We start from the raw sequence: 8,141 nt of genomic DNA, 5'->3' as shown, positions 1-8,141 counted from the left end.
AAAAATGTACGGCTTTGTATGGAGTTCCCACGATGTTCATCGCCGAATACACTCATCCGATGTTCAAGATGTTCGATCTTTCTTCCTTGCGTACGGGAATAATGGCTGGTTCAACCTGCCCTATTGACTCCATGAAAAGGGTAATAAATGAAATGAACTGCAAGGAAATTACAATTGTGTATGGTCTGACGGAATCGTCTCCCGGAATTACCCAGACCACAACCGATGATCCAATTGAACTGAGAGTGGCGACTGTAGGGACAGTGTTCCCTCATGTGGAAGCCGCAGTGCTGGACCCGGAAACATATGAGCCGCTGCCTCCGAATACCATCGGAGAGATATGCTGCCGCGGCTATAATGTGATGAAAGGCTACTATAAAATGCCTGAAGAAACAAAAAAAGCGATCGATAAAAATGGCTGGCTGCATAGCGGAGATCTGGGCACATGTGATGAGAATGGCTACTACCGGATCACGGGCCGCATAAAGGATATGATCATCCGCGGTGGTGAGAATATCTATCCAAGGGAGATAGAGGAGTTCCTGTATACGATCGACGGCGTGAAGGATGCACAGGTAGTGGGAATCCCTGACACAAAATACGGGGAGATAGTAGGTGCTTTTATCATGCTCAACGACGGAGCACAACTTACGGAAGAGGACATACAGGACTATGCCCGCACCAAGATCGCCAGGTACAAAGTTCCAAAGCATATATTCTTTGTCAAGGAATACCCCCTTACAGCAAGCGGCAAGGTCCAGAAGTTCAAGCTCAGGGAACTTGCAGTGCAGCTAATAGAAAATAAAAAAGGAGAAGAGGCTTAAGCCTCTTTTTCACTTTGTTTTTTATCTTTTTGCCTTTTTTAAGTGGGACATAAAGGCAAATCCCAAGACCACAGACAAAATGTCAAACCCTGGAATACCCTTACTTTCCGGTTCTTCTTGTGCTGACCCTTCTTCGGGCATGGGGACCATCTGAGAGTAATCGCTCTCTAGCGTCATGACAATACCTGTAAAGGCAGGATCATTGCTGTAGTAATCATAGAGACTTCCTACGAGTTCGGATGTGGTGGCATTTTCGGCAGGCAGATGAGAGACCATCAGATCTATCATTGCTTTGCTATCGGCACCCCTTGCCTCTCCCATCTTCGGAGCCAGAGCATCTGCAACGGCATTGGTGGAATCGAGCTGGTCCTCAGCATCGTAGGCAAGGAACACAAAGAGGTCCACGTTATCTGAAAACTTGGTGAAGTCTGCCATATCATAAGATGCAGGCATATCCACTGCCAGAGGTATCCTGTCAGTTGTCGTTTTCCTTACTTCTTCAAGGAGCAACATATTATCCTGGCATGCCTGTTCAGTGTCCTCTGTACATGGATCTAGTGTAATATCTATACCATCAAAATCCGACAGGGACTTTGTGTTATAATCCAGGATAGCGTTCACAGTAGATAGCAGCTGGTCTTTTCCTGATGTGGCATTGGTCCCTTCAGGAATAAACAGCATAGCATACACCTTTATGTCATTTTCATGTGCAGTCTTGATGAACCTTTCAGATTTCCAGATCGAATCTCCTGTAGTCCTCAGGAAAACCATATTCACACCTGTTGCATTGAACCGGCTGAGGATGGTATCATCATATTCCTCCACATCAAAATACCTTACAGACAACACTTTTCCTTCGGGAAGGACCAATTCAGGGGTCTTGATCTCTTCAATGATCTCTGCAGGCTGCTCTTCAGTTTGTATCGCTGAGAAACTTATAGTTGGCTCATGTGGAATATACTTACGGACGAAAAGATAGTCTATAGACATATATCCAGTGTTGGGTGAACCCTCGACATAAGTATTGGATTTCAGGAACACTTTCATTTTAGTTCCAGGAACGTAAGGTTTCTCCTCAGTTGAAACAACATCCATTCTTGGATCCCTTACCCCATTCTTGAACCATGCCACTTTATTGATCTCTTCGCCTTCCTGATACCAGGCTGTTTCAGAGATGTACCAGACATTATTCTGAACATTCACATCAGACAGGTCCCAGGGATTATATCTGAGATTGGCTTTGTAATTCTTCATGGTCCATGTGACAAAAGCTTCATTGTTCTGTTCTGTCTGCAGGAGTATCCAGTTCTTTGTCTCACTTTGAGGGTCCACAAAACCCTGTTGCAGGACAGGACCTCTGGTATCTTCACCAGTGGACACTTTTTTTCTTTTTACGACAAGACTTGAATTGATCGGAAAGTCTTTCTTTGACTTGATCACAGAAAAACCGTTCGGATGCTTTGCAGGAACGATAAGGTTGCACACACCTGAACTGAATCCAAGCTGGCCTCCTCCGTTGGTCTGAGATTCCCATTTGGTGAATTCAAGACGGGAATTACCGAAATCATCAAAAAGTTCAAAAGTAGAAGCACCGTTGCTCACATCCTCTGCCAGAGGATTCCCATAATACATCTTTATTTCGGACTCGCTTTTAGCTTTGATCGATGGAACTTTCACCCAGATCGATGCTGTTGCAGCAGCCTGGTCCCAGCTCTCTGTCCAGTGACTAAGCTGTTTTCCGGCAGATTCGAACCTTATATCTTTGCCCTGAGGATCGGCTTTGGTAAAATCAAAGTTAGAACCGTCAAGTAAGATATTTATCTGATATCCGGAAAGGTCCACGCCGGAGTTATCTTGGGCATACAGGGTGGAACTGTAGTTCCACTCTCCTCCACCGTCTCCTGTCAACGCCTGAACAGATCCTGCCGTAAGCAGGAGTACAGTAAACAAATATAATAATTTTATGAGTGATCTTGCCATCATTTCATTCACCTTTTGAACATTGGCTTTCTTCTGAACACGAAAAGACATGTGAACAGAGCTAAGAGGAATTTGTAGCTCCTATTGTAAAATAAGATCATCACTTATTAAATAGATTACTTTTGATCCAGACTTTTTGTGCGCACATAGTTTATATAGAATAATATATATACGCAATATATCATTATATAAGTATAATCGCTAATAATTACTTTAAGATACACCTTGCTACCGGATTCAGAATGAATATAATAACATCTTTCCCGGAGGGTGCGGGAAACAAGGAATTATAATGATATCTGAGGATTTTTCAAAGACCCAGCCAATGGGTAATGGATATAAGAGCTATATGAGTACTCCGGAACTTGAAAAGATAATAGATAGCATACCTGACGTGATCGGTATTCAAGGCCATGAGCATACGATCATCTGTTATAATCAGGCTGGGTACACACTGCTGCAAAAAGACCATTCTGAAGTATGCGGAAAAAAATGCTATGAACTTATTGGCCTTGAGAAGCCTTGTGAAAATTGTGCTACTTCAGAAACATACCAGACAAAAAGTCCTGCACGTGTCCAAAAATATATCGATCATTTTGGTATGTGGTTCGATGTACGAGCATATCCTGTGCTTGATGAGAATGGAAATATCCAATACGTGGTGGAACATCTCCGTAACATAACAAGGGAAAAGCAGATCGAAGAAGAACTGGAGAAAAGCCGCAAGAGCCTCGAATATAGGGTAGAGGAACGTACCAGGGAACTCTTTGAGGCAAATACACTGCTAAAGAATGAGAATATGATCCGGAGAAAGGCTGAAGCTCTGGCCATTGAGAACGAAAAGAAATACAGCAACATCTTCAAAAATTCCATTAATGCTTTTGCCTTGCATCAGATAATAACAGATGAGAATGGCAGACCTACAGACTACGTTTTTTTGGAAGTGAATCCGGCTTTTGAAAAAATTACCGGACTTAAGGCCGCTGATATTATTGGAAAAAAGGTTACTGATGTTCTTCCAGGCATTGAAAGTACAGGTTTTGTTGAAATATACGGAAAGGTTGCTCATGAGATGGAACCGATCCGTTTAACCAAATATTCACCCCCTCTCAAAAAGTACTTTGACATCTCAGTATTCTCATCTCAGAAAGGACAGTTTGCAGTGACATTCGCTGATATAACTGAAATAAAAGAAGCAGAAAAAGTTCTCATAGAAGCAAAAAAGTTAGCTGAAGAAACAAATAGTGCAAAGAGCGAATTCTTTGCTGGTATAAGTCATGAACTAAGAACACCTTTAAACTCTATAATAGGATTTTCTGAACTCATACTCACCAGGGAAAATGGAGACCTGACAACAGAACAGGAGAGATTTATCCTTAACATCCTGAATAGCGGAAAGAACCTGCTGGAATTGATCAATAACATCCTGGACCTTTCAAAGATGGAATCAGGAAAGATGCTGACCTATTATGAAAATTTTTCCGTGGCCCAGGAAATCAATGAAACCAAAATGTCGGTCTACCCACTTGCATTGAAAAAGAATATAAGTATTGAAACCTGTGTCGACCCAGAGATTGGTGATGTCTGGGCAGACCGCGGAAAGTTCAAACAAATCCTGCTTAACCTGCTGAGCAATGCGATAAAGTTCACTCCCGGCGGAGGAATTATAACCGTCACATGCAGAGTGAAAGATGATGAATTGGTCGTTTCTGTACAAGACAGCGGAAAAGGGATCGCAGAAAGTGAGCAGCAGAAGCTGTTCAAGTCCTTTGTGCAACTAAAATCCCATGGAGATATTCCAAAAGAAGGAACTGGCCTGGGGCTTGCACTTGTAAAAGAGTTCGTCCATATGCAGGGCGGCAGAGTGTGGGTGGAAAGCGATATCGACAAAGGCAGCACTTTTACGTTCACACTTCCTCTGCTGCAATAAAGGAAAGCGAACCTGCTGATGTTAATATGCTGCAGGTTACACTTATTTATTATCGTTCCTTTTCATGAACTTATATTCAATGTCAAATTGAAAGTATCCTCATCTCCTGTGATACCCTCCCATGGTCTTTTGTAAATTCCGGAAACATTATACTGTCCTGTACTGTTAGCCTTGACAGTCCATTCATGGACCCCGCCAGCTCCGACAAGTCCGGTCCCTGCGGATGAAAAGAATTCGTCCTTTATTAATTCCAGACCCTTTGTAAAACTCATGTTCCATGAATAACCTGTGGTTGGGTTTTCTTCCAGTCTTATTGTAACAAGCTCTCCTGCCTTCAGATCCACTGAAGAGCCACTTTGTTCCCCAGTAAATATTTTAAACATTGTTCCATCTCCTGAGACTTTCTGCACCACTGCATCCAAGGTCTTTGAACCTGATACCAGTGGGTAGTGCTGAGTTGTAATGTAATCTGCCTGTGAGATATTCCCATTGCCATCTACATCGACGTGCACTGACAGTGAATATTCTTTGCCTTGTTCCAATTTACTTGTCGGAACTGCATACCGGAATGTGCTGTTTGTTCCTTGGGTGATGGAAAGACCTTGAATGGTCTGCTCAGCTACCACCCTGGATGCAGTATCTGCAATACTTGCATCTTTAATTGTCACGTATGCTGTTGCATTGGAGAATGAGATATTCTGCCCTTCAAAGGATATGTTACCTGTAAGCATATTCTGTGCCGGGGGATCCACACATCCGGATAAAGCCATAGTGGAAACCAAAACCAGCATTAATGAAGTGTGGATTATGATCCATCGATCATTTGTTGTCATGCTCTCACTTCCTTATTCATAGAGATTGGCTCGTACCTATAAATCCCTTGTTTAAGCTGCGAATGATCTGGAACTTATATTCATTGATCTTGTGAACTTCATTTTCACAGTCGTATGAATATGTTTAAATCAGAGGTCTGTCAATCAATTATGGGTGAAATGGAATGAGTGTTCTTGTGCTTGTCAGACATGGAGAATCACGCTGGAACCTGGAGAACAGGTTCGCGGGCTGGGTAGATGTTCCTCTGAGCGAAAAAGGGATCATGGAAGCGATGGACTGTGCAAAATATCTTCAGTCTTTTGAATTTGACGTTGCTTTCACATCAAAGCTCACACGAGCTCAGACTACATTGATGCTGATATTATCATACCAGAAAAAGACAGGCATTTTCCTGCATGATGATGGAAAAGGGGATGAATGGTCCCTTCATCCCATGCGCGTAGATGAAAGCGAGATGCCCATATATTCCAGTGAAGCATTGAATGAACGGTATTATGGAAAACTGCAGGGACAGAACAAACAACAGGCCCGTGAGGTTTACGGAGAGGAACAGGTCTTTATCTGGAGGCGAAGTTTTGATATCTCACCTCCAAATGGTGAAAGTCTGAAAGATACATATGAACGGACAATACCATATTTTAAGGATAATATACTGCCTTTCCTTGAAAAAAAGAAAAATGTGATAGTAGTCGCCCATGGAAATAGTCTGCGCTCAGTGGTCAAGTATATAGAGAACATATCCGACGAAGATATTCCAAAATTTGAGCTGAATACAGGAGATCCAGTAATATACGATCACAAAATGGGTAAATTCACTAAAAGAAGTAGATGAAGATCAACATCTGCTATCACTCATAGGGTGATATCTCATCGGGCATCGGAGTACTATGCAGTACACATTCATCGCCATGTTCAATAAGTTCCTTTATGGCGCTTTTAAGCAGCGAAGGATAAACCAATCCAACTGCTTCCTTGATGGCTTTTCCTTTGCAGAAGAACTTGAACGTAGGAGCTGATCTTACACCGTACCTCATGGCTGTCACCGGACTATCCATACCGTTCATCCTGATGAAAGTACAGGAATTCCTGAACTCTGCGGCATACTCCCGGAAATATGGTTCTATCTGCTTACAATGAGAACATGCAGGAAGATAAAACATGACCACCATAGGTTTTTCCTGGTTTGCCAGCATTTCTTCCCAGTTAGAATCATTAAGCTCTATAATGTCACCATTTGTTATAATATCACTCCCCCACACTTTTTTTGATCCTGATGATATTAATAAGTATTCCTCATAATATACCCCTCAAGTATAGCGGAAGGGTAATCAATCAGAATATATGGTATATATGGAGATATATTTATATTTCCTGAAAGGCTTGGTCTTAAGATATATGGTTGCTCCTGAGGGGGAACTATCCATAATACGAAAGATAGACCGGGAAAACCTATGGATCATAAAGCAAGGTCATGGATGCAATACGAACTCTCGCTGCTTGAAAGCTGCAGGACTGTCCTAGGAGATACATATACAGGTACTGAACTGAAAAACCGATCAGAGTTCTTAACAGTTTTCCTGGATACGATCCCTTTGCCTGTATTCTACAAAGACGTGTGCGGGAAATACCTCGGCTGCAATAAGGCATTTGAACAGTTCATAGGGAAGACCAGAGAAGAAATAATTGGTAATACTGTGCCCGATACCTGGCCAAAAGAATTTGCAGAAAAATATGACAGCATGGACAGGGAACTTTTTGAAACGCCTGGTAAACAGATATATGAATGGCAAGTCGCGCTGTCTGACGGATCAAAAAAAGAGGTGATCTTCCATAAAGCCACTTATAACGATACATCCGGAAAAACAGCCGGGATCATCGGGGTGATACAGGATGTTACTGAACTTACACAGGCTATTAGCCTGCTGGAGGAAAGTGGAAAGGACTTAAGGTCCATCCTGCATTCTTCTACCGAATCTATAATCCTTATCGACATCTCAGGCATTGTCCTTGATGCCAATGAAGTTGCAGCTCGTCGCCTGAAGACAAATCTAGAAACGTTCAAAGGAAAGAACGCATATGATTTTTTGGCTCCTGAAGTTGCGGAAAATCGCAGGAAAATGGTATGTAAGGTAATAGCAGAAGGCAGGCCAATACATTTTGAAGATGAACGTGACGGATATGCTGTGCTAAATTCCATATATCCAATATTCGACAAAGATGGAAAAGTAGAGAGACTGGCCATTTTTGGTATGCATATTTCAGCAGCCAGAAGGGCAGAAAATACATTACAAGCTAATGAAGAACTATACAGGGACATTACTAGTACAGCTTTAGATGGTTATCTGTACATAAACTTCGATGGGATCATCCTTGAAACGAACGAAACATACTGCACGCTCAGTGGCTATACGCGGGAAGAACTACTTGGCATGCACATTTCAGACCTGGAAGTAAATGAGAGCTATGAACAAACAGCCGCTCACATATGCAAGGTCATTAAATCAGGAAAGGACCGTTTCGAAACAAAACACCGTACTAAGAACGGTAACATACTGGATATTGAAGTCAGCACA

At 42.3% G+C, this 8,141-nt stretch carries 7 protein-coding genes; 4 read left to right on the top strand and 3 right to left on the bottom strand.

The annotated features are described in order from the left end of the window. The coding region (locus tag AB7U21_RS08590; RefSeq protein ID WP_428388319.1) for an AMP-binding protein at positions 1–824 on the top strand (824 nt) is incomplete at its 5' end. 21 nt (positions 825–845) lie between these two features. Here AB7U21_RS08590 and AB7U21_RS08585 read toward each other — a convergent pair. Next, entirely contained in the window at positions 846–2,807 is a 1,962-nt protein-coding gene (locus AB7U21_RS08585; RefSeq protein ID WP_428388317.1) for a DUF2341 domain-containing protein, read from the bottom strand. Positions 2,808–3,096: 289 nt separating this feature from the next. Here AB7U21_RS08585 and AB7U21_RS08580 point away from each other — a divergent pair, with 289 nt between their 5' ends. Continuing rightward, positions 3,097–4,734, top strand: a complete 1,638-nt coding sequence (locus AB7U21_RS08580; protein WP_428388315.1) for a PAS domain-containing sensor histidine kinase — start codon at positions 3,097–3,099, stop codon at positions 4,732–4,734. 62 nt (positions 4,735–4,796) lie between these two features. Here the strand turns inward: AB7U21_RS08580 and AB7U21_RS08575 are convergent, their stop codons facing one another. After that, positions 4,797–5,567, bottom strand: a complete 771-nt coding sequence (locus AB7U21_RS08575) for a protease inhibitor I42 family protein (protein ID WP_333786400.1) — start codon at positions 5,565–5,567, stop codon at positions 4,797–4,799. 164 nt (positions 5,568–5,731) lie between these two features. Here AB7U21_RS08575 and AB7U21_RS08570 point away from each other — a divergent pair, with 164 nt between their 5' ends. Further along, positions 5,732–6,400, top strand: coding sequence for a 2,3-bisphosphoglycerate-dependent phosphoglycerate mutase (locus AB7U21_RS08570; protein ID WP_333786399.1), 669 nt, complete (start codon positions 5,732–5,734; stop codon positions 6,398–6,400). A gap of 16 nt (positions 6,401–6,416) precedes the next feature. Here AB7U21_RS08570 and AB7U21_RS08565 read toward each other — a convergent pair whose 3' ends face one another. Next, positions 6,417–6,827 carry a thioredoxin family protein gene (locus tag AB7U21_RS08565; protein WP_333786398.1) on the bottom strand — a complete coding sequence of 137 codons (411 nt, stop codon included), beginning with the start codon at positions 6,825–6,827 and terminating at the stop codon, positions 6,417–6,419. A 192-nt stretch (positions 6,828–7,019) separates the two neighbouring features. On the opposite strand from AB7U21_RS08565, the gene AB7U21_RS08560 reads away from it, so the two are divergent. Beyond that, positions 7,020–8,141 (top strand): PAS domain S-box protein (locus AB7U21_RS08560; RefSeq protein ID WP_428388311.1); only part of this gene is annotated, 1,122 nt, incomplete at its 3' end.

The organism is Methanomethylovorans sp. (assembly GCF_050177135.1).
Lineage (GTDB): Archaea > Halobacteriota > Methanosarcinia > Methanosarcinales > Methanosarcinaceae > Methanomethylovorans.
This window is presented reverse-complemented; position numbering and strand designations above follow the sequence as displayed.